Annotated in this window: 16 protein-coding genes; 4 read left to right on the forward strand and 12 right to left on the reverse strand. The window is 69.3% G+C overall.

What is annotated here, in order from left to right; translation table 11 throughout:
* Positions 1 to 15: 15 nt before the first annotated feature.
* The 3 genes from ABZV44_RS38960 to ABZV44_RS38970 form a co-directional block, all read right to left on the reverse strand.
* The gene (locus ABZV44_RS38960; protein ID WP_354848160.1) at positions 16 to 564 is read right to left on the reverse strand and encodes a hypothetical protein; all 549 of its coding nucleotides are present in this window, start codon (positions 562 to 564) and stop codon (positions 16 to 18) included.
* Positions 565 to 830: 266 nt separating this feature from the next.
* Positions 831 to 1,559, reverse strand: coding sequence for an IclR family transcriptional regulator C-terminal domain-containing protein (locus ABZV44_RS38965; protein WP_354848163.1), 729 nt, complete (start codon positions 1,557 to 1,559; stop codon positions 831 to 833).
* A gap of 5 nt (positions 1,560 to 1,564) precedes the next feature.
* The gene (locus ABZV44_RS38970; RefSeq protein ID WP_354848166.1) at positions 1,565 to 3,004 is read right to left on the reverse strand and encodes an APC family permease; all 1,440 of its coding nucleotides are present in this window, start codon (positions 3,002 to 3,004) and stop codon (positions 1,565 to 1,567) included.
* Between the two features lie 278 nt (positions 3,005 to 3,282).
* Here ABZV44_RS38970 and ABZV44_RS38975 point away from each other — a divergent pair, with 278 nt between their 5' ends.
* Together ABZV44_RS38975 and ABZV44_RS38980 are read left to right on the forward strand one after the other, a co-directional pair.
* Positions 3,283 to 4,800: an APC family permease gene (locus tag ABZV44_RS38975; RefSeq protein WP_354848169.1), complete on the forward strand. Its 1,518-nt coding sequence runs from the start codon at positions 3,283 to 3,285 to the stop codon at positions 4,798 to 4,800.
* 374 nt (positions 4,801 to 5,174) lie between these two features.
* Complete coding sequence (locus tag ABZV44_RS38980; protein WP_354848172.1) at positions 5,175 to 5,636, forward strand: GNAT family N-acetyltransferase; 462 nt, start codon at positions 5,175 to 5,177, stop codon at positions 5,634 to 5,636.
* Positions 5,637 to 5,657: 21 nt separating this feature from the next.
* Here ABZV44_RS38980 and ABZV44_RS38985 read toward each other — a convergent pair whose 3' ends face one another.
* Entirely contained in the window at positions 5,658 to 6,281 is a 624-nt protein-coding gene (locus tag ABZV44_RS38985) for a Pr6Pr family membrane protein (protein WP_354848175.1), read from the reverse strand.
* 137 nt (positions 6,282 to 6,418) lie between these two features.
* Between ABZV44_RS38985 and hrpA the strand changes: the two genes are divergently transcribed.
* Entirely contained in the window at positions 6,419 to 10,831 is a 4,413-nt protein-coding gene (hrpA, locus tag ABZV44_RS38990) for an ATP-dependent RNA helicase HrpA (RefSeq protein WP_354848178.1), read from the forward strand.
* Between the two features lie 180 nt (positions 10,832 to 11,011).
* On the opposite strand, the gene nrdR is transcribed toward hrpA, so the two are convergent.
* The 3 genes from nrdR to ABZV44_RS39005 form a co-directional block, all read right to left on the reverse strand.
* The gene (gene nrdR / locus ABZV44_RS38995; RefSeq protein WP_354848181.1) at positions 11,012 to 11,488 is read right to left on the reverse strand and encodes a transcriptional regulator NrdR; all 477 of its coding nucleotides are present in this window, start codon (positions 11,486 to 11,488) and stop codon (positions 11,012 to 11,014) included.
* Between the two features lie 106 nt (positions 11,489 to 11,594).
* Positions 11,595 to 12,818: a hypothetical protein gene (locus ABZV44_RS39000; protein ID WP_354848184.1), complete on the reverse strand. Its 1,224-nt coding sequence runs from the start codon at positions 12,816 to 12,818 to the stop codon at positions 11,595 to 11,597.
* 187 nt (positions 12,819 to 13,005) lie between these two features.
* Positions 13,006 to 13,410 (reverse strand): hypothetical protein, encoded by a 405-nt coding sequence (locus ABZV44_RS39005; RefSeq protein ID WP_354848187.1) that lies wholly within the window; start codon positions 13,408 to 13,410, stop codon positions 13,006 to 13,008.
* 318 nt (positions 13,411 to 13,728) lie between these two features.
* Here ABZV44_RS39005 and lexA point away from each other — a divergent pair, with 318 nt between their 5' ends.
* Positions 13,729 to 14,421 (forward strand): transcriptional repressor LexA, encoded by a 693-nt coding sequence (gene lexA, locus ABZV44_RS39010; RefSeq protein ID WP_354848357.1) that lies wholly within the window; start codon positions 13,729 to 13,731, stop codon positions 14,419 to 14,421.
* A 70-nt stretch (positions 14,422 to 14,491) separates the two neighbouring features.
* On the opposite strand, the gene ABZV44_RS39015 is transcribed toward lexA, so the two are convergent.
* The 5 genes from ABZV44_RS39015 to ABZV44_RS39035 form a co-directional block, all read right to left on the reverse strand.
* Positions 14,492 to 14,956, reverse strand: coding sequence for a DUF2231 domain-containing protein (locus ABZV44_RS39015; RefSeq protein WP_354848190.1), 465 nt, complete (start codon positions 14,954 to 14,956; stop codon positions 14,492 to 14,494).
* Positions 14,957 to 15,086: 130 nt separating this feature from the next.
* On the reverse strand, positions 15,087 to 15,878 hold the full coding sequence (locus ABZV44_RS39020) for a hypothetical protein (protein ID WP_354848192.1): 792 nt from the start codon (positions 15,876 to 15,878) through the stop codon (positions 15,087 to 15,089).
* 255 nt (positions 15,879 to 16,133) lie between these two features.
* Positions 16,134 to 17,705 carry an alpha/beta hydrolase gene (locus tag ABZV44_RS39025; RefSeq protein ID WP_354848194.1) on the reverse strand — a complete coding sequence of 524 codons (1,572 nt, stop codon included), beginning with the start codon at positions 17,703 to 17,705 and terminating at the stop codon, positions 16,134 to 16,136.
* A 305-nt stretch (positions 17,706 to 18,010) separates the two neighbouring features.
* The gene (locus tag ABZV44_RS39030) at positions 18,011 to 18,319 is read right to left on the reverse strand and encodes a hypothetical protein (protein WP_354848197.1); all 309 of its coding nucleotides are present in this window, start codon (positions 18,317 to 18,319) and stop codon (positions 18,011 to 18,013) included.
* Between the two features lie 104 nt (positions 18,320 to 18,423).
* Positions 18,424 to 19,371, reverse strand: a complete 948-nt coding sequence (locus tag ABZV44_RS39035; RefSeq protein ID WP_354848200.1) for an acyl-ACP desaturase — start codon at positions 19,369 to 19,371, stop codon at positions 18,424 to 18,426.
* Positions 19,372 to 19,464: the final 93 nt, after the last annotated feature.

Genomic DNA, 19,464 nt, shown 5'->3' on the forward strand with positions numbered 1-19,464 from the left:
GAGAAATGTTGGGGGTCAGCGGATCCGGAAGACCGGTCCGTGGGGGCGGAACGGCAGCGCGGGGCCCGCGGGGATCAGGAAGGCGTGTTCGTGGCGGATGCGCAGGACATCGATCATGCCGTCGGTGATGACCAGAATCGGTCCGTCGGCCGGGAAGTCGTCGGCGCGTTCGAGCAGCCGGATGCCCGGTTGCAGCACGATGCCGCCGCGACCGCGCACGCGAACGCGGGAGGCGATCTCGTCGACCGGCAGGTATCCGGCATCGTGGGCCAGCTGCGCGCACTCGACCGAGATCTCGGCCAGTTCGGTGAGCATGGTCTTGGCGCGCAGCGAGAACCGTTTCACCCCGGGCGACGCGTGCTCGCGGGATGCGGGGAGTTCCTCGACGAGCCGGGCCCGGAACGCCTCCGACAGGAAGTACGGCAGGTCACGGTCGGCGGGATTGCGGGGCCAGCCCGCCTCACCCTTGACGACGGCCTCCAGGTCGTAGGCGTGCCGTACGGTCTTGACGAAGGCGCGGAAGCCGGAAGCGTGTGCGGCGGTGAGGATTCCGGACGACAACACCGCCAGGTGGTGTCGTCGATGTCGTCGCCGTAGGAGTGCAGGGCGTCGGAGAGCATGTGCCAGCCGCGCGGGGTGGAGAACGGGAGTTCGGTCTTGGGCGGCTGTGCCCACAGGTGATCGGGCCGCTGCATGACGTACTCGATCACCCAGGCATGAATGCCACTATCGTCCTGTCAGGTCGGATGTGGACCCAGGTCAGGAGCGCACACCCGAGGGCGGCCAATGATTGTCGGCGCGGGACGACGTCGATGGAGCAGCGGGGCGAGTCAGTAGAGCAGCGGGCCCAGGCGGGCGGCGCAATCACGGGCCGGATCGCGGTGGGTCTCGAGCGCCGGCAGCCGGTTGCTCGGGCCGCTCAGGCACAGCGCACCCGCGAGGCTGCCCAGAGCGTTGTAGATGGGGAGCGCCAGACAGGCGACGCCGGGCACGAGTTCGTCTGCGGCCCTGGCATATCCGGACTCACGGACGGTCCGTAGATCCTCGGCGAGGGCGGTGTGATCGATCTTGGTGCGCGCCGCGATCCGCACCGGGTGCGCGACCAGCGTGCGCCATTCGGTCCGTGCGGCGAGCAGTAGTTTGCCCGCGGCGGAGGCGTGCAGATGCCGTGACAGCTCCCGCTCGCCCGGAATCGGATGGTCCGGGTCCTCGCTGAGCACCTGGACCGCGGCCGGGCGGAAGTTCATGAGGTGCACCGCGAATCGGGTGGACGCACGGAATTCGCCGAGCAGCCCGTCCGCGGCCGCAGGCACCACCGGCATCCGGATGGCGGCCGCGAACCCGTGCAGCCGCGCACCCAGCGCGAAGCCGCGCAGATCGGCGGTGCGGACCAGATACTCATCGGCGACAAGGGAGTTCAGCAGCCGATAGGTGGTGGCGGGGGCGATGCCGAGGCGTTCGGCGATCTCCTTGGCGGTGACGCCCACGCCGCAGTCGGCGACCGCCTCGAGAATGGCGATGGAGTTGGAGACGGTGGTGGTGCGGCGGGAGTCCTTCATCGCGCCTACCGGAAGGTCGCGGTGGGCAGCAGGTCCGCGCGCTGCGGCTCGTCGTAGATGCCGAGACCGCGCAACCGATCCGGCGCGCAGACCCGCAGCGCGACGGTGAACAGCGCGGCGGCCGCAAGCACCGCGGCGTAGGCGATCACGACGGTGACATTGTCGTTGCGGGCGGATACCGCGGCGGCGACCATGAGGATTCCGAGCAGGGCCGCGGTGACCGTGCCGAGCAGCGCCATGCCACGGCTGGGTTCGCCTATGCGGCGCAGCAGCGCCGGAGTGGCCAGGCAGGCGGGCAGATACGAGCCCAGATAGCCGAGCGCGCTCAGGGTGAGGAAGCTCCGAATCCCGTCCTGCGGTTCGGCTCCCGACAGCAGGTACCAGACCGCGCAGGCCGTCACCGCGCCGACCACCGCGACGATCGCGGGCGCGGGCGTGTGGAAACGCGGGTGCGTGCGACCGGCCGCGGCCGGGGCGATGCCCTCGCGGCCCATGGTGAACAGCACACGGACCAGGGCATTGATCGAGGCGACCGTGCAGGCGAAGAACGACGCCGCCACCCCGAGGTCCAGCACCGCGCTCAGGAAACGCGAATTGTCCTGCAACACCAGGTCCGTCACCGGTGTGGAACCGGCGGCCAGGCCCGGCGGCGCGGCGGCCAGCGCCACCGCCTGCGCGGACACCGTGATCAGATAAATAACCGCGGCGGCGACCGGCGTCCACGCCAGCGTGCGCGGCACCGACCGGAAGGGCCGGTAGGCTTCGGCGGACAGCGTTGTCGCACTCTCGAACCCGACGAAAGCGCTGATGGCCACCACCGCACTCATGGCGAGACCACCGGTGCCACCGTGCCATTCGAAGGCGCGGCCGGCCTGTGCGCCGACGCCGTCGCGGGTCAGCAGGTAGCCCATCAGGGCCAGGACCGTCACCACCGAGACGCATTCGATCAGCAGGGTCACCGAGGCGGACAGCCGGATCCCCCGCACCATGAGCACGGCCGCGGCCGAGGCCGCGATCAGCAGCAGCGCGACAATCGTTGCGGTCCCGCCGAATCCGCCGAGTCCGGCGGTCACCGCGACCTGGTCCAGATACGTGCCGACCGCGATCAGCCCCGCCACGCTGACGCTCGCGTACCCGGCGATCGCCGACCAGCCGACCGGTACGGCCACCGCGGGACCGAGCCCCTTGGCCACATACGTGTACAGCCCGCCGGTCACCGCCAGCCGCTGCGCCATCGGCCGGATCACCAGCGCCACACCCCAGGCCAGCAGCGCCGCCGCCAGGAACGCGGCCACGCTCGCCCCGCCGCCGGCCGCGCCGATCACGAACGCCGGGGTGACCACGGCCGTTCCCGACGGGGCGATGGCCGCGACCGACTGCGCGAACACCGGCACGAAAGGCAGTTCGCGCCGCGTCAATCCGCGCACCGGCGAACGTCCGGACACCGGGGGCCGACTCGGCGCAGCCGATCTCATCCGTGCGCCTCTCTCTGGATCGGTTCCCTGACAACGGGTTGCCACAGCGTCGCCGATCCGTATTGCACGGGCGTAAACACAGGTAACATCGGCTTGTCTCGAGGCGAGAGAAATATCCTGCGCCTTTCCCGCTGACGGTCACCGTCGCACACCCGCCGCTGTTACAGACCGCCTATAGCGTTCCGCGCCATCGGAAAAGAGCCCGCCACCCGGTGATTCCGGGGCGGGCGCAGCAGAGAGACGGATCCATGACGCAGCAGATCGAACGCGCCACCACCGCGCCGCCCGGCGCCAATCCACCCGACGGGGTGCACCGCCTCAAAGCCAATGCCGTGGGTTTGCTCGGGGTGGTGTTCATGGCCATCGCCACTGCCGCGCCGATCACCGCCATGACCGGCAATGTGCCGTTCATGATCTCGGCCGGGACCGGGACGGGCACGCCCGCCGCGTTCCTGATCGCGATGGTGGTGCTCGCGGTGTTCTCGGTGGGCTTCACCACCATGTCCAAGCACATCACCGCGACCGGCGCGTTCTACGGGTTCATCTCGTTCGGACTGGGCCGCTCGGCCGGGCTGGCGGCGGGACTGCTGGCCACCTTCGCGTACATGGTGTTCGAGGGATCGCTGGTCGGGATCTTCTCCAGCTTCGGCACGAATACCGTTGCGGCACAGTTCGGTGTGCACGTGCCCTGGTGGGTGTTCGCGATCGTCATGCTGGCGATCAATGCCCTGGGCACCTGGTTCGGGGTGGCCGTCGCGGAGAAGTTCCTGGTCGTGCTGCTGGGCACCGAGTGCGCGGTGCTGGCCATCATGGGTATCGCGGTGGCGCTGCACGGCGGTGGGCCGCACGGATTCTCGTTCGCGCCGCTGAATCCGGTCAATGCCTTCACCGGGCCGTCGGCGGGGCTGGGCTTGTTCTTCGCGTTCTGGTCGTGGGTCGGATTCGAGTCGACGGCCATGTACGGCGAGGAATCCCGTGACCCCAAGCGGATCATCCCCAAGGCCACCATGATCGCGGTCATCGGCGTGGGCGTGTTCTATGTACTCGTGTCGTGGATGGCCATGTCCGGCAACGGCATCGGGGAGTCGGCGGCGCTGGCGTCCTCCGACAACCCGATGGACCTGTTCTTCCACCCCACCCAGACCTATGTCGGGCATTGGGCGGTGAGCGCCATGCAGTGGCTCATGATGACCGGATCGCTGGCCTGCGGCATGGCATTCCACAACTGCGCCGCCCGCTACCTCTACGCGCTCGGCCGGGAGGGCGTCTTCCCCGTGCTCGAGCGCACCGTCGGCCGCACCCATCCTCGGCACGGGTCACCGCACATCGCGGGCGTGGTCCAGACGGTCATCGCCTGCGCGCTGGTCGCGGGCTTCGGAATCGCGGGCAAGGATCCCTATTCCGGCACCTACACGCTGCTGGCGATCCTCGGCACCATGGCCATCCTGGTGGTCCAGGCGGCCTGTTCCTTCGCGGTGCTCAATTACTTCCGCACCCATCACCCCGAGAGCCGGCACTGGTTCCGCACCGTGCTGGCTCCGCTGCTGGGCGGCCTCGCCATGGCCGGGGTGGTCGGGTTGCTGGTCCTCAATATGGGTACCGCCGCGGGCGCCGAATCCAGCTCCCTGGTCCTGAAGGCCACCCCGTGGCTGGTCGCCGCAATCGCCCTGGGCGGCTTCGGTTTCGCCGAATATCTGAAGCGTCGCTCCCCCGCCCGGTACGCGCGGGTCGGCCGGACCGTCCTGGCGGAAACCCACGAACGCTGACCGCCCTGATCGGGCCATTCCGGAACTCGCGGCATGTGAGGTCCGGCGGCGTGGAAACGGCCCGGAGCCCTGCGGCTTCCGGGCCGTCTTCAGCTTCGAGCCGGCGTGCACGTATCCGACGCCCCGCGGCAGCACCCTCGGAACCGTGCCATTGCGTTGCGCCCACGACGGCCCGAACAGCCGAGCCGGAAAACCCGAAATGTTCACGAAATCCGGCCGACCACACCGAGTCTCACCGGTCGCAGGAGTGCACACGCACCACACTGGAACGGACGGCACGGTAGGTCGGCGGGTTGGCGCGTGCGGTCAGTGCCCGGAACCGGCGGCGCGGCCCATGCAGTCATGGTCCCGAGCTCGGCGGATAGCCTGACGGCATGCGCATTGTGATCGACGATCTGAGCGGGGACGAGGTGATCGGACTACTCGAGGCCCACGTTGCCGAGATGCTGGCGAACTCGCCCGAGGACAGCATGCACGCCCTCGATGTGGCGGCGCTGCGCAAGCCCGAGATCACCTTCTGGTCGGCGTGGGCGGGCACGGAACTGGCCGGGTGCGGGGCGCTCAAGGAGCTGGATCCGATGCACGGTGAGATCAAGTCCATGCGGACGGCGGCGAGTCACCGGGGGCGCGGGGTGGCCTCACAGTTGTTGCGGCACATCCTCGCCGAGGCCGCCACGCGCGGATACGCGCGGTTGAGCCTGGAGACCGGGGCGTCGGAGTTCTATCGGCCCGCGGTGCGGCTGTACGAGCGCTACGGGTTCGAAGAGTGCGGGCCGTTCTCGGATTACGCTGCGGACCCGCACAGTGTCTTCATGACCCGCGCAGTGTCTTCGTGACCCGGGCGCTCCGAGCCGGAGTCAGCGGCCGACGGCCCTGGGTACCAGCCCGTTCAGCGCCGCCGCGAGCACGCCCAGGATGGCGAAGATCACGGCCATGATCACCAGCCCGCCGGACAGCTGGGCGTAGCCCTGGTCGCGGGGGTCGATGAACGGGTAGGGGTACCAATCGGCGAACGGCCCGCGCGACAGCGTGTAGGCGCCGTAGGCCAGCGGGTAGGCCAGCCAGCCCAGGATGAGCCGGATGGTCGGCTTCAGACCGGCGGCCACCAGCAACCAGTCCGCGATCAGCACGATCGGGATCACCCGGTGCAGGGTGTCGTTGATCCACCGCTCGGTCAGCTGCACATCGATATCGGCCAGCAGCACCGCGTAGATGACGAGGGTGATGGTCAGGTAGAGGGTGGCCGCGCCGCGCAGCACCTGCCAGCGCCGGCCGGCCGGGTCACGCAGCCCGCCGACCAGCAGCACGATGATGCCCAGGATGTTGGACTGGATGGTGAAGTAGCTGAAGAAGTTGAGATACGAATAGTTCGGGTTGCCCACATTGCGCAGCGGAATCCAGACCAGCGCGACCAAGCCCAGGATTCCGAAGACGATGCGCAGCACCCGGATCCACGCGGGCGTTCCACCTCTGACGGCCATGGCCCGATGGTCGCATGCCGAACCGCCCGACCGCGGACGATACGCCGGTGCGGCACACTTCGGGCAAGCGCGAGATCGGGCCGCCGGATACCGCGCCGACCGGCCCGGACCGACTCTTCGCTATCGTTGACGATGCAATGACCAGGACCGCCGCCACCTCTCGCGAGCTTCGTACCCGCCTGGCCGATCTCTCGATCCGCGACGAGCACCGGTTGCGTCGCAGGCTCGACAAGGCCCGCGGCGGCGATCTCACCGACCTCGAAACAGATATCGACGCCGCGCAGCGCCGGGTGGACGCCCGCCGCGCCGCCGTCCCGGCCATCAGGTATCCCGAGCAGCTACCGGTCTCCGCGCGCCGCGACGACATCGCCGACGCCATCGCCGCACACCAGGTCGTGATCGTGGCCGGTGAGACCGGCTCCGGCAAGACCACCCAGATCCCCAAGATCTGTCTCGAACTCGGGCGCGGGATCCGCGGCACCATCGGTCACACTCAGCCGCGGCGACTGGCCGCACGCACCGTGGCCGAGCGCATCGCCGAGGAACTGGGTACCGAACTGGGCGACGTGGTCGGCTACACGGTCCGCTTCACCGATCAGGCGTCGGACCGCACGCTGGTCAAACTCATGACCGACGGCATCCTGCTCGCCGAGATCCAGCGTGACCGGCTGCTGCGCCGCTACGACACGATCATCATCGACGAGGCGCACGAGCGCAGCCTCAATATCGACTTCCTGCTCGGGTATCTCGAGCAGTTGCTGCCCAAGCGGCCGGATCTGAAGATCATCATCACCTCCGCGACCATCGACCCGGAGCTGTTCGCACGGCACTTCTCCGACGAGAACGGCACGCCCGCACCGATTGTCGAGGTGTCGGGACGGTCGTATCCGGTGGAGGTCCGATACCGGCCGCTGTCGCTGGAGCTTCCGGTCACCTCCGAGGACCCCGACGACGAGGACACCCGGATCGTCGACCGCGACCCCACCGACGCCATCGGCGACGCGGTGCGGGAACTGCAGGCCGAGGGCGACGGCGACATCCTGGTCTTCCTCTCCGGCGAGCGCGAGATCCGCGACACCGCGGATTCGCTGCGGGACATGCGGCTGCCGCGCACGGAGATTCTGCCGCTGTACGCGCGGCTGTCCGCGGCCGAGCAGCACCGGGTATTCGAATCGCACACCGGCCGGCGCGTGGTGCTCGCCACCAATGTGGCCGAGACCTCGCTGACGGTGCCGGGCATCCGCTACGTGATCGACCCTGGCACCGCACGCATTTCGCGCTACTCCATGCGCACGAAGGTGCAGCGGCTGCCCATCGAGTCCATCTCGCAGGCATCGGCGCGGCAGCGGTCCGGTCGCTGCGGCCGTGTCGCGGACGGTATCGCCATCCGGTTGTACGCCGAGGACGACTTCGAATCCCGGCCGCAGTTCACCGAACCCGAGATCCTGCGCACCAACCTGGCCGCCGTCATTCTCCAGATGACCGCGCTCGGACTCGGCGATATCGAGAGCTTCCCGTTCGTCGAGGCCCCCGACGCCCGCGCCATTCGCGACGGCATCGCGCTGCTCGAGGAGCTCGGCGCGCTGGCCCGGGCGGAGGCCGAAGCCGGTGCGCGCAAGGACATTCCCGACGCCGGTCTGATCCTCACCCCCATCGGCCGCGAAATGGCGCAGATCCCGGTCGATCCGCGCATGGCCCGCATGCTGGTCGAGGCCAACCGCGGCGGCTGCCTCGCCGAGGTCCTCATCATCGTCGCGGCCCTGTCCATCCAGGACGTCCGCGAACGCCCCGTCGAACACCAGCAGGCCGCCGACGCCAAACACGCGCGCTTCACCGTCGAGGGCTCCGACTTCCTGGCCTACCTGCGCCTCTGGGACTACCTCCGCGAACAGCGGAACGCCCTGTCCTCCAACCAGTTCCGCCGCCTGTGCCGCGACGAATTCCTGCACTACCTCCGCATTCGCGAATGGCAGGACCTGCACGGCCAGCTCCGCACCATCACCCGCGGCCTCGGCTGGAACACCGCGGGCTCGGACGCCCAATTCGACCGCACCGCAACGTCTTCCGACGACGCCGGAAGCAACCCGCGCAACCGCCGCGGCCGTAACCCAGGCCGTGGCAGCGGTACCGGCAGTGCCGGGCGCGACGGGAACGGCTCCGGAACCGAATCCGCCGAGCGCGGCGGTGCCGCCGCAAGCTCAGTGCAGGGCCGCAACATCAACGGCGGCAATGCCACTCAGCGCGGTGGGCAGAGCTCCGAGGCCGCGCGAGCGGAGTCGGCATCGGTCGCTGACGACACGCGTCGCAGCGGATCGGTGCGCGGCCGGGATTCGCACCGCGCCGATGACCGCGGGCGCGGCAGTTCCAGCGGACGCGGCAATGATTCGGGCCGCCGGGGCGGCGGCGCGGGATCGAGCGGGCAGTCCGGCCTGGCCGAGACCCTCGCGGCGAAGGCGGGGCTGGACAACGACTCGCTGCCGTGGGATGTGACGTCGATCCACCAGGCGTTGCTGGCCGGCATGCTGTCGCATATCGGTGTGCGGGAGGCGGAGACCCGGGAGTTCCTGGGCGCCCGCAATGCCAAGTTCATGATCTTCCCCGGATCGTCGCTGGCCAAGAAGCCACCGCGGTGGGTGATGGCGGCGGAATTGGTCGAGACCTCGCGGTTGTGGGGACGGACGGCGGCCCGGATCGAACCCGAGTGGGCCGAGCGGCTGGCCGGGGACCTGGTGAAACGCACGTACTCCGAACCGCACTGGTCGGCGAAACGGGGTGCGGCGGCGGCCTACGAGCGGGTGACGCTGTACGGCATTCCGCTGGTGACGCAACGGCGGGTGGACTTCGGGCGGATCGATCCGGAGTTGTCGCGGGAGCTGTTCATCCGGCACGCGCTGGTGCAGGGCGAGTGGCAGACCAAGCACGACTTCTTCGCGCGGAACCGCGAATTGCTCGACGACGTCGCGGATCTGGAGCATCGGGCGCGACGGCGCGACATCCTGGTCGACGACCAGGTGCTGTTCGACTTCTACGACCAGCGCATCCAGTCGGACATCGTGTCGGTGCGGCACTTCGACAGCTGGTGGCGCAAGACCCAGCGCACCGATCCGAACCTGCTGGACTTCACCGCATCCACGGTGGTGAACGAGGATGCGGCACTGCTGGATCCGACCGCCTACCCCGACAGCTGGCGGCAGGGCGAGCTGACCTTCCCGCTCACCTACCAGTTCGAGCCCGGTCAGGCCGACGATGGTGTCACCGTGCACATTCCGATCGCCCAGCTCGCGCACGTGCGCTCGGTCGGCTTCGACTGGCTGGTCCCCGGCATGCGTGAGGAGCTCGCCGCCGCGTTCATCAAGACGCTGCCGAAACAGCTGCGCCGCACCGTGGTTCCCGCACCCGACTTCGCCAAGGCCGCCCTGGACCGCCTCACCCCGCGCGCCGAACCACTGCGCACCGGGCTGGCCCGGGAACTGTCGCAGCTCGGCTCGGTGACCATCGCCGCCACCATGCTCGATCCGGCGGGCCTGCCCGACCACCTGCGCATGACCTTCGCCGCCACCGACCCGACCGGCGCCGTCGTGGCCCGCAGCAAGAGCCTGGCCGAACTGAAATCCAGCCTGGCGGAACAGGTCTCGAAGTCGGTAGCGCGCGCCAACAACGCCGCCGAGCGGGCCCCGTCGACGGTGTGGACCTCCGAATCCCTGGGCACTCTGCCGTCCTCGGTGAAGCGCCAGGTCAGCGGTCAGACCATTACCGGTTATCCGGCCCTGGTCGCGGAGCCGGACGGCGTGGCGGTACGCGTCCTCAGCTCCCCCGCCGCCCAGGCCACCGCCATGCGCACCGGCACCCGCGCCCTGCTGCTGGGCGCGATCACCACCAATACCCGCGCCGTCACCGCGGGCCTGCCGCCCACCGATCGCCTTGCGCTGAGCCAGAATCCGTACGGCACCCTCGACGCCCTGGTCGAGGACTGCCGCGCCTGCGCCGCCGACGAACTCATCGCCGCCAATGGCGGACCGGTGCGCAGTCCCGAGCAATTCCAGGCGTTGGTGGAGAAGGTCCGCCCGCGGTTCACCACGGCCGTCGCGACCATCGTCCGCTCGGTCGTCCCGGTTCTCGCCGAGGCGCACCGGCTGCGTGCCGCCCTCGCCGAATCCCGCGACCGGGACGCCACCGACGATGTCACGCACCAGCTCGACGACCTGATCTTCCCCGGATTCATCGCCGAGTGGGGCAGCGCCCGGCTGCGGGAACTTCCCCGCTATCTGGAAGCCGCCCGCCTGCGCCTGGAGGCGCTCCCCGCCTCCGCCAACCGCGACCGCGCCGGCCTGGCCGAACTAGACCGCGTCCACGCCGCCTACGACCGCCTCGTCGGCAATCTCCCCGAGGCGCGCCGGGGCGGCCGCGACATCGTCGAAATCTGGTGGATGATCGAGGAACTCCGCGTCAGCCTCTTCGCCCAGCAACTCGGCACCCCCTACCCGGTGTCGGCGAAGCGCATCGAGAAGGCGATCGACATCGCCCGCCGCCCGCCCCAGCAAAAGCGCTGACGGGCACGATCTTTCGTGCAACACCACGGGCATGCGCACATGCCTTCTCGGAAGCCGGTTGCGGGCCGGCGCATCGCCCCTCCGCCGGACATGAGACGCCGGGAAATGAAGCGGTCCGGCTCCGAATTGCTCGGGGCCGGACCGGGAATCGATGTGGGGTGACCGGTAGCGGTCGCCCGTTTACTTGGTTGCCGCGCCCACGGTGTGGTCGGCGCGGTGCTTGCGCAGGTCGGCGATCTCGCGTTCGAAATCCTCGGCGGAGCTGAAGGATCGGTAGACCGAGGCGAATCGGAGGTAGGCGACCTCGTCGAGATCACGCAGCGGGCCGAGGATGGCGAGGCCGACCTCATGGCTGGGCACCTCGGGGGAACCCTTGGCGCGCACCGCATCCTCCACCTGCTGCGCGAGCAGGTTCAGCGCATCGGAATCGACCTCGCGGCCCTGGCAGGCGCGGCTGACGCCGCGGATGACCTTCTCGCGGCTGAACGGCTCGGTGACACCGCTGCGCTTCACGACCGACAGGATCGCGGTTTCGACCGTGGTGAACCTGCGCCCACACTCCGGACAGGCACGTCGCCTCCTGATGGCGGTGCCTTCCTCGGCCTCACGCGAGTCGACCACCCTCGAATCGGGATGACGACAGTACGGGCAATGCATCCGGGATCCTTCGTCGATGCCTGGGCTTCCACAGCAACCTCGAGCAATCTCGAGGATACCGTGACGGACCCGGTCGGCGGCGTCCGCCCGTATCCACAGGCCGGAATCAGGTGGTCACCTGCCACTGCGAGGTCAGATCGGCGAGCAGATCCGGCAAGCGCTGCACCAGCCGCCCATTGGTCAGCATGACCGGGAACGGCACGGCCAGAACCGGTCTCGCGGCGGCCGGATTCGTGCACAGTTCCAGGTAGCGCGGCAGCAGGTCGTGGGTGATGTAGTTCCACCGCGCGTCGCGGTCGGCCCAGTTGAAGTCGGGCAGCGGAGCGCGCAGCGACATCGCGCCCGTGGTCAGGGTGGTGGGCGCGAAGACGCCGGGCGCGCGGACGCCGGGAACGGCGGCCTTGCCCGCGATCGTGCTCACGTAGGTCATGACCCGGCCCATGTCGCCGCGGCCGTGCGAGGTGACATCCCACTGGTCGGCGATGATCTGGTTCTGTTCCCGGTCGGTCATGCGCAGCGCGGCGTCGGCCAGGCCCTCGGGGGTGCCGGAATCGATCTCGCGCCAGGCGGTGATGGCGTTCTCGTCCAGCACGCCGGCCCGGTACATCTCCTCGACACCGGCCAGGCCCGCGGTTGCGTAGGCCTCGTGCATGGGTACCTGGTCGATGAAGATGTGCTTCTGCATGATCATCAGCCGGGTCTGGTACCAGGCCAGATCGTCGGCGGTGAGCCGCTCGCCCGCGGTGCCGAGGGTCCGGATGTCGGCGGGCAGGATGTCCAGCAGCTGCGGCGGGGTGCCGCGCAGCAGATCGGCCACCGCGTCACCGAGCTGATGGATGCCCGGCACGGTGACAATCGCCGACACGTCGCCCATGTCGAAGAAGCCCGACGCGAACGACCCGCCGGCGAGCCCGGCCAGTCCGGTCCACCAGTAGTCCGGGTGCGCGTTGTCGAGCCGCAGGTAGTTCACGTAGACCTGGGTGAAGGTGCGGGTATTCGCCGCGACGCCGCGCCCGGGATCCCAGGCCGCCAGGTCGATGTCGGCATTCTGGGTCGCCGTGACCAGCCAGTACTGATGCAGCAGGGTCGCGTAGTGCCGCGGCTCGACACCCGCGGCGCGCGCGTCGTCGAGCGCGGCACGCAGGGTGTCGGGATCCAGGGGCAGTGCGGGATTCAATCCGCCGCCGCCCGCGCCGTCACCATTGACCGACGGCAGATCCAGATACGCGGCATACGCGAACTCCGCATGCGCGGCCGGTGCGATCACCAGCCCGATCATCAGGCAGATGAGGACACCGGCCACCCGGATCAGCCCTCGAACTCTCGGCATTTGACGCCCCCTGTCGCTGTGCGCGCGGGCCGGACCACGGGCCGCGCGGATGTAGCCTCTGTCACATCCAGGGGGACGCTAGCAACACGTTTCAGTTTTCAATCTGCATTTCCGGCCACGCCCATGGCCGTCGAGCTCTATCCCGAATAACGGCTATGACCGGGCAACTACCACAGCAGCGGGCTCGCTATCGCACCGGCGCCTGGACCAGCTGGACCGAGGGCGGGGTGGTCTGCGAATCGAAGTCGCCGGAACGCAAGTGGGCCAGACCGATCAGACCGGCCACGGCCAGCGCGCTCATCAATGCGGTGACGGCCAGGGCCGCGAGACCGACCTGGGCGCGCTGCACCCGGTCCAGCGGATGCGCGCCACGGGCGCGCCGGGCCGCGTGTCGCACGACGACATGGTCGCGTCGAACACCCGCGCCGCCGACGGGCCGGACCCGCGCGCGGCAGGGGCGGCGGTCCAGGACGGGACGGCCCGCAGCCGCGGGCGTCCCGGTCCGGAACCGATCCGAACGCAGCTCCCAGGGGATGCTGTCGAATCCCAGATCGCTTCCCAGAGTGTCGATTTCGCTGACCACGGCGCGCATCGAAGAAACCTCCAAAGTAGGGCGGACCGAATGATGCTGGACAACTGACTCGATCATGTGTTCGAAGAACTGATGTTCGAATTTCTACCACGGCCCACCGACAATGTCACTGATTTCCCCGACATGCGTCGAACAGATGTTTGATCACACGCGTCACACGGACTACAGTCGAGACACGAGTTCCCCGGACGCACGATGAACCGCATCCGGGAACGAATTCCGGTGAGCGACAGCAGTGAACGGAGGACGGCGGCGGTGAGCGAACACGGCGGCGCGGATGGTGAGAACGGACCCCTTGGTCCCGGCGGTGACGGCCCCCTGTCCGAATCGTCCGGTGTCGGCGCCGATCTGACCGTGCGCCAGCGCAAGGTACTGGAGGTCATCCGCACCTCGGTGCACGACCGCGGCTATCCGCCCAGCATCCGCGAGATCGGCGATGCCGTCGGCCTCACCTCGACTTCCTCGGTGGCACACCAGCTCCGGGCGCTCGAGCGCAAGGGCTACCTACGCCGCGACCCCAATCGCCCACGCGCCGTGGATGTCCGGGGCCTGGACGAGACGGCGGTGCGCGCCACCGCCGGCGTGTCGCAGCTGCGCGCGGTCAATACCGAGGCCGACGCCTCCGACGAGCACCCTGCCCCGACCTACGTCCCGGTGCTGGGCCGGATCGCCGCCGGTGGCCCGATCCTGGCCGAGCAGGCGGTGGAGGACGTCTTCCCGCTGCCGCGCGAACTGGTCGGCGAGGGTTCGCTGTTCCTGCTGAAGGTCGTCGGCCAGTCGATGATCGACGCCGCCATCTGCGACGGTGACTGGGTGGTCGTGCGGCAGCAGAACGTGGCCGACAACGGCGACATCGTGGCCGCCATGATCGAGGGCGAGGCCACCGTGAAGACCTTCAAGCGCACCGGATCCCAGGTGTGGCTGATGCCGCACAACCCCCTGTTCGAGCCGATTCCGGGCAATGACGCCCAGATTCTCGGCAAGGTCGTCACGGTCATCCGCAAGATCTGACCGTGCCCGCACTGCCGTGGCCCGGCGACCGCCCCGCAGACCGGCCGCCGGGTCACGACAGTCGTCTCCGTCAGTGGTTGAGCACGCCGTTCCACACCGCGTGCGCCCCCGAGTCCCCGACCCGGTAGGTCTGCCACCCGGCCGCCGCGCCGCTCGCGATCACCAGCAGTGCGATCACCGTCGGCACCACCCGGCCCAGCGGCTTCCCGCGGCCGCGCCGCAGGTGCACGAAGACCAGCAGCACGGTCGAAACCAGCAGCGGCGCAACGAAATACAACATCTGATGGCCGAGCCGCGCGTGCTCGTCCACCACCGGGGGGTTACCGAGCTGCCGCTGGAACCACTCCCCCGCCTCCACGGTCACCGGCGTCAATGCCGTCACCAGCACCGCCAGGACGGAAGTCGGCCAGATCAGCCGGGTGCGGGCCGCGGGCCACAGTGCGCACAGGATCAGCAACCCCGCGGTCAGCGGGACCAGCACGACAACCACGTGCACCAGCAGGACATGGGCGGGCAGCCCATTGAATGTCGACATATATCGGCTCTTTCGAACTCGGCGAACGAAGCCCGGCGTATCAGAACAACGTAAGCCGGGCCCGGCCGGTTCGGTTCGGACCCACGGTCGTCCGGCGAGTTCGGATCGGGACCGTGGGTCGCGCGAGCAGTCAGTCGGTTTCGGTGGGCACCACGATGCGAGAGATGAGCTGGGTGGGCGCCTCGTCGCGTCCGGGCATCGGCTGGGTGGCGACCGGCGCCGCGCCCTCCGGGGCGACGGTCTCGGGCGCCGCGGGCGCGGCCGGCTCGAGCGCCGCGGGCTCGGGGGCGGCGACCGCCTCCGGCGCGGGAACCGGTAGCACATCCACGATCTGGGGGGCCGGCTTGTCCTGGGCGGGCGTCGCGGGCAGATCCGGCATGGAGGCCAGCGCAGCGGCCGGGTCCAGGTCGCGGGCGGCGGGTGCGTCGGAGTTCAGCGCGGCCAGGCGGCGGGCCCGCAGGTCGCCGCTGAGCGCCGTGGTCACCTGATCCGGCGATCCGGCGGGGGCCTGGACGATACGGCGGGTCGGGACGTCCTCGACCGGCGCGGCCTCGGCCCCGCTCGGCAGGCCGGAGCCGGCGACGAAGCCGAGCACCTCGTACTGCGTGCCGATCGTCATGACGGCCGAGTTCTTGTCGTGCGCAATGTATCCCTGGTTGGTGCCCATGACGCGACGCAGCGACTCCAGCCAGCGATGGTCGAGGACGCGGCAGTCGGCCCAGGGGAAGTACTCCAGCCCGGTCCGTAGATAGAAGCGGTCGCCGATGCGCGCACCGCGCAACAGCTCCAGCAGCCAGGCATCGATGAGATTCGGCTGCGCATTGCGATAGATGCGGGACTGCGGGGGCACGGAGCCGTTCGCAAATTCCCCGAAGGAGTTCAGCAACTCACCCGGAAACTCTTCCAGCTTCCCAAAACCCACGACATCTAAACCAAGAAGTTGCTCTGGAAGTTGGGCGGCGATCCTGCGCTCGTCGTGGAGTTTGAACTTTCTATTGATGTTCTCAGTGCGCATTTGTCTCCGACTTCCCATTCCAACCTGACGGAACCCTAGCATGAACCCGACCGTTTCAAACCAGTTTGGTCGGCCGCCCAGAGCCGTGCTACCGGCACTCCCGCAACTAATCCGCAACCAGCAGTTACGGCTATCACGACGCAACGAACCGCCCGTTCGGGATCATTGGCTATAGCGTCCGGCGATGATTTCCCCTTGATGCCGCAGTCCCGGATTCGCAGGCTCCCAGTAGTTTCCGTGTGACACGACATCGAACGGCAGGGCCCGCAACACCGGAAGGTCGATAGTGGCTCCGGAAGAAGTGAAAGCCGTTGCGCGAAATTCGCGATCGACCGGATCGACCCCATGGAGAAACTGTCCGAACCTGGGCACCGGATCAGCGGGGTCGGCCGTGGCATAGACATGCGCACCGTTGTGGCCCGCAGGAATACCCGTCAAACGTAATTTCGAAACATCATCAACACCTACCCCAGGACTTCCCACGAACACCACGTCGTCGGCCGCCAGAGAGTTCGCTCCGCTGGCCGCCGCTCCGATCACGGCGCTCCCGTAGCTGTGCCCGACGACCGTCTGATGGGCCGCGAGCCCCGGGTGGCCGGCCCGCAGGCCACTCTCGAACCGATCCAGCGCGGGCGCGCCCGCCCGAGCCCGGCGATCACGCGCCGCCTCGGCCAGATCCGGCGGTGCGTCGTACCCGTACCACGCGATGACCGACGTCCGCGCGGCCGGATCGGCTCGCTCGGCCGCATCGAGCAGCGCACGCGCCCGGTCGACACCGACACCGATACCGGTCAGCGACGATCCGGTACCGGGAACGAAGGTCGCGACATTGACGGCGAGATCCGGATTGTTCAGTGCGATCGCGCCGTGCCCGTTCCGGTCCACCGCCAGTACCAACCGGCCCGAGCCCGGATCCCCGGCCTGATTCGCGAGCGCCGCGTATCCGGCATCGCGCTGCTGCGCCTCCTCCCGCGCGGCTTCCCACTCCCGCAACCGAATCCAGCCCGCGCTGGTGGTCGGCAGGTTCTGGTGCCGCGTCCAGTCCCGGTGCCGGTCGGCCAGCCGCCGATCCTCCGCCGCGGCTTCGGCCCGCAACCGCCGTAAGGTGATCCGGTTGTAGTGGTCGCGGGCCAGTGCCGGCATCCCATCGCGGTCCCCGAGCAGCGGATCGGCCGCGAAAAGCGCGTCCTGATCCGCGGGCGTGAGCGACTTCCACAGCGCGCAGAGCACTGTGGGATCTTCCGGAAGACTCGCGGTCCCGTCGAGAATCCCGGCGATCCGAGTGCTCGGCCCGCCGCCCGTCGGATCGACGGCCAGCCCCGCCAGTGCCTCCGTCGCCGCGCCGAGCCGGGCCCCGACCCGCTCGTCGATCTCCCCCGCGAGATCCAGCAGGGGCACCAGCCGGGCCTGCACCTGCTTCGCCTTCGCGTCGAAGCCTGCCTGGAAGATCAAGTCCAGCGCCGAGTTCCCGGTATCGGAGCGCGGCCCGCGGACCGAGCCGTCCTCCGCGATCCGGCAGCCGGTGGCCCGGGCCTCGTCGGCGAGCTGCCCGACCAGCGCGCACACCCGCTCGAGCGCGCCCGCCTCGGCGAACGCGTCGGCGATGTCGAGCAGTGCCGCACCGATATGGTTCGCCGCCAGCTGCGACTCCCATGCCCGCAGCGCGGCCGCCGTCCCCGCCGCCCCCTGCCACCCGGCGACCGCGACATCGGCCAGGCGCCCCACCCGTGTCATGGCCCCGGAGAATGCCGAATCAGCCGCCGCCACACCCGAACTGGCGCGGATCGCGGCGCCCGGCTCCCACCCTCGCACTTGCGAAAACCCCGCTCGCACCATCGCGCCTCCCCACGCAATCCCTTCCGATTCGCGAAATCCGCACTGCCGCCGGGCACGAGCGTCCCGCGCTGGGCGCCCGACTCTGTCCAACGCGCCACCGGTCACCCTCGGCGCGGAACGCCGCGTCGGTAGGTGCCAACGGCGAATACCGTTCAGCAGGAGGCCAATTCGTTGTTCGCGCGGCCGCCGGACCGGCGGGCCGGTCAGGAAGCGCCGTGCAGGTAGCCGTCCAGCTGGGTTTCGAGGGCTAGTTCGGTGGCCTCGTAGGTGGTTGCGGTGTGGGCGGTGGCGTCGGCGAAGGCATGGAGGTGGGTGGCCAGCCTGCGGAGGGCGGCGAGGAGCGGGTCGCCGACGGTGACGGCGGCGGCGCCGATCGCGGAATTCGGCATGGCCCGACCGACTTTCGCGATCAGGTCGACCGGGTCGATGGCCGCGATGGCCCCGGCTTCGGAGTGGATGCCCGCCGCCATGATTCGAAGCGCCGTGATGTCGGCGCGCAGCATGTCTGTCATGCCTCCCCCTTCGTGTGGACCACACCCTAGCGGCGGCGGGGCGGGAGGGCTCGGCGAAAAGGCGGGGGCTGTGGACAGCGCGGTGGCTGTTCACATGGGTGGGTTCAGGTGGTCGCGGCGGCCCGGCGGGCGGCATCGCGGGCGAGCGCACGGTCGCGCTGCTCCTCGAACCGGACCACGTCCTTGCCGAGTTTGTCCAGGTAGGTGGCCAGCCTGTCCCGGATCTGCTCGCCGCGCGCGGTGAAGTCGGTGCGCTCGAAGATGTTCCATTTGCGCAGCACCGGGAGGATCACCTCGTCGAGATGCTGGCGCAGATCGTAGATGCCGTGCTTGGCGATGAGGACGCTGTTGCGGCGGAAGTCGGGCATGCCGGCACCGGGCATGCGGAAGTTCTCGATGACCGCGGTGATCGCCGCGAGGGCGTCGTCGGGGACCAGGTCCAGGGCCGCGCCGCAGATATTGCGGTAGAAGACCATGTGCAGGTTCTCGTCGGTGGCGATACGGGCGAGCAGGCGGTCGGCCACCGGATCGCGGCAGGCCTTGCCCGTATTGCGGTGCGAGACGCGGGTGGCCAGCTCCTGGAACGTCACATAGGCGACCCCGTGCAGAACGGCGTGGTCACCGGTTCCGGTGGGGTCGTCGACGCCGGTCCCGACACAGATCATGCGGGCGTGCTCGAGCGCCACCGGATCGACGCCGCGGGTGACCACCAGGTAGTCGCGTATGGCGATTCCGTGCCGGTTCTCCTCGGCGGTCCAGCGATCCACCCAGGTGCCCCAGGCGCGCTCGCGGGTGAACGATTCGGAGATGAGCCGGTGGTAGGAGGGCAGATTGTCCTCGGTGAGCAGATTGGTGATCATGGCGGCCCGCGCCGCCGGGCTGAGCCGGGACTGCCCGGGTTCCCAGTCGATTCCACCCAGGGCGGCGAAGTTGCGCCCCTGGTCCCAGGGCACGTAGTCGTGCGGATGCCACTCCTTGGCCACCGAGAGGTGCCGGTTCAGATTCGCTTCCGCCACCGGTTCGAGTTCGGCAAGCACTGCGCTCGCGGTCATGGAATTCGCCACGTCGTGTCCCTGCCCTACGACTTGATCTCGGCACTCCCCATCGCCAGCGAGCCTACCCGGATCTGCGGTGAATCGCCCTGG

The organism is Nocardia sp. NPDC004860 (assembly GCF_040609015.1).
Lineage (GTDB): Bacteria > Actinomycetota > Actinomycetes > Mycobacteriales > Mycobacteriaceae > Nocardia.

What these genes read in the sequence shown, in the direction of transcription:
- hrpA (WP_354848178.1), top strand. Translation starts at nt 6,419, where the DNA reads ATGACCAGGACCGCCGCCACCTCTCGCGAGCTTCGTACCCGCCTGGCC.
- nrdR (WP_354848181.1), bottom strand. Translation starts at nt 11,488, where the DNA reads ATGCATTGCCCGTACTGTCGTCATCCCGATTCGAGGGTGGTCGACTCG.
- ABZV44_RS38985 (WP_354848175.1), bottom strand. Translation starts at nt 6,281, where the DNA reads ATGGCCGTCAGAGGTGGAACGCCCGCGTGGATCCGGGTGCTGCGCATC.
- ABZV44_RS39000 (WP_354848184.1), bottom strand. Translation starts at nt 12,818, where the DNA reads ATGCCGAGAGTTCGAGGGCTGATCCGGGTGGCCGGTGTCCTCATCTGC.
- ABZV44_RS39005 (WP_354848187.1), bottom strand. Translation starts at nt 13,410, where the DNA reads ATGCGCGCCGTGGTCAGCGAAATCGACACTCTGGGAAGCGATCTGGGA.
- ABZV44_RS39035 (WP_354848200.1), bottom strand. Translation starts at nt 19,371, where the DNA reads ATGACCGCGAGCGCAGTGCTTGCCGAACTCGAACCGGTGGCGGAAGCG.
- ABZV44_RS38975 (WP_354848169.1), top strand. Translation starts at nt 3,283, where the DNA reads ATGACGCAGCAGATCGAACGCGCCACCACCGCGCCGCCCGGCGCCAAT.
- ABZV44_RS39025 (WP_354848194.1), bottom strand. Translation starts at nt 17,705, where the DNA reads ATGACACGGGTGGGGCGCCTGGCCGATGTCGCGGTCGCCGGGTGGCAG.
- ABZV44_RS38980 (WP_354848172.1), top strand. Translation starts at nt 5,175, where the DNA reads ATGCGCATTGTGATCGACGATCTGAGCGGGGACGAGGTGATCGGACTA.
- ABZV44_RS38965 (WP_354848163.1), bottom strand. Translation starts at nt 1,559, where the DNA reads ATGAAGGACTCCCGCCGCACCACCACCGTCTCCAACTCCATCGCCATT.
- ABZV44_RS39030 (WP_354848197.1), bottom strand. Translation starts at nt 18,319, where the DNA reads ATGACAGACATGCTGCGCGCCGACATCACGGCGCTTCGAATCATGGCG.
- ABZV44_RS39015 (WP_354848190.1), bottom strand. Translation starts at nt 14,956, where the DNA reads ATGTCGACATTCAATGGGCTGCCCGCCCATGTCCTGCTGGTGCACGTG.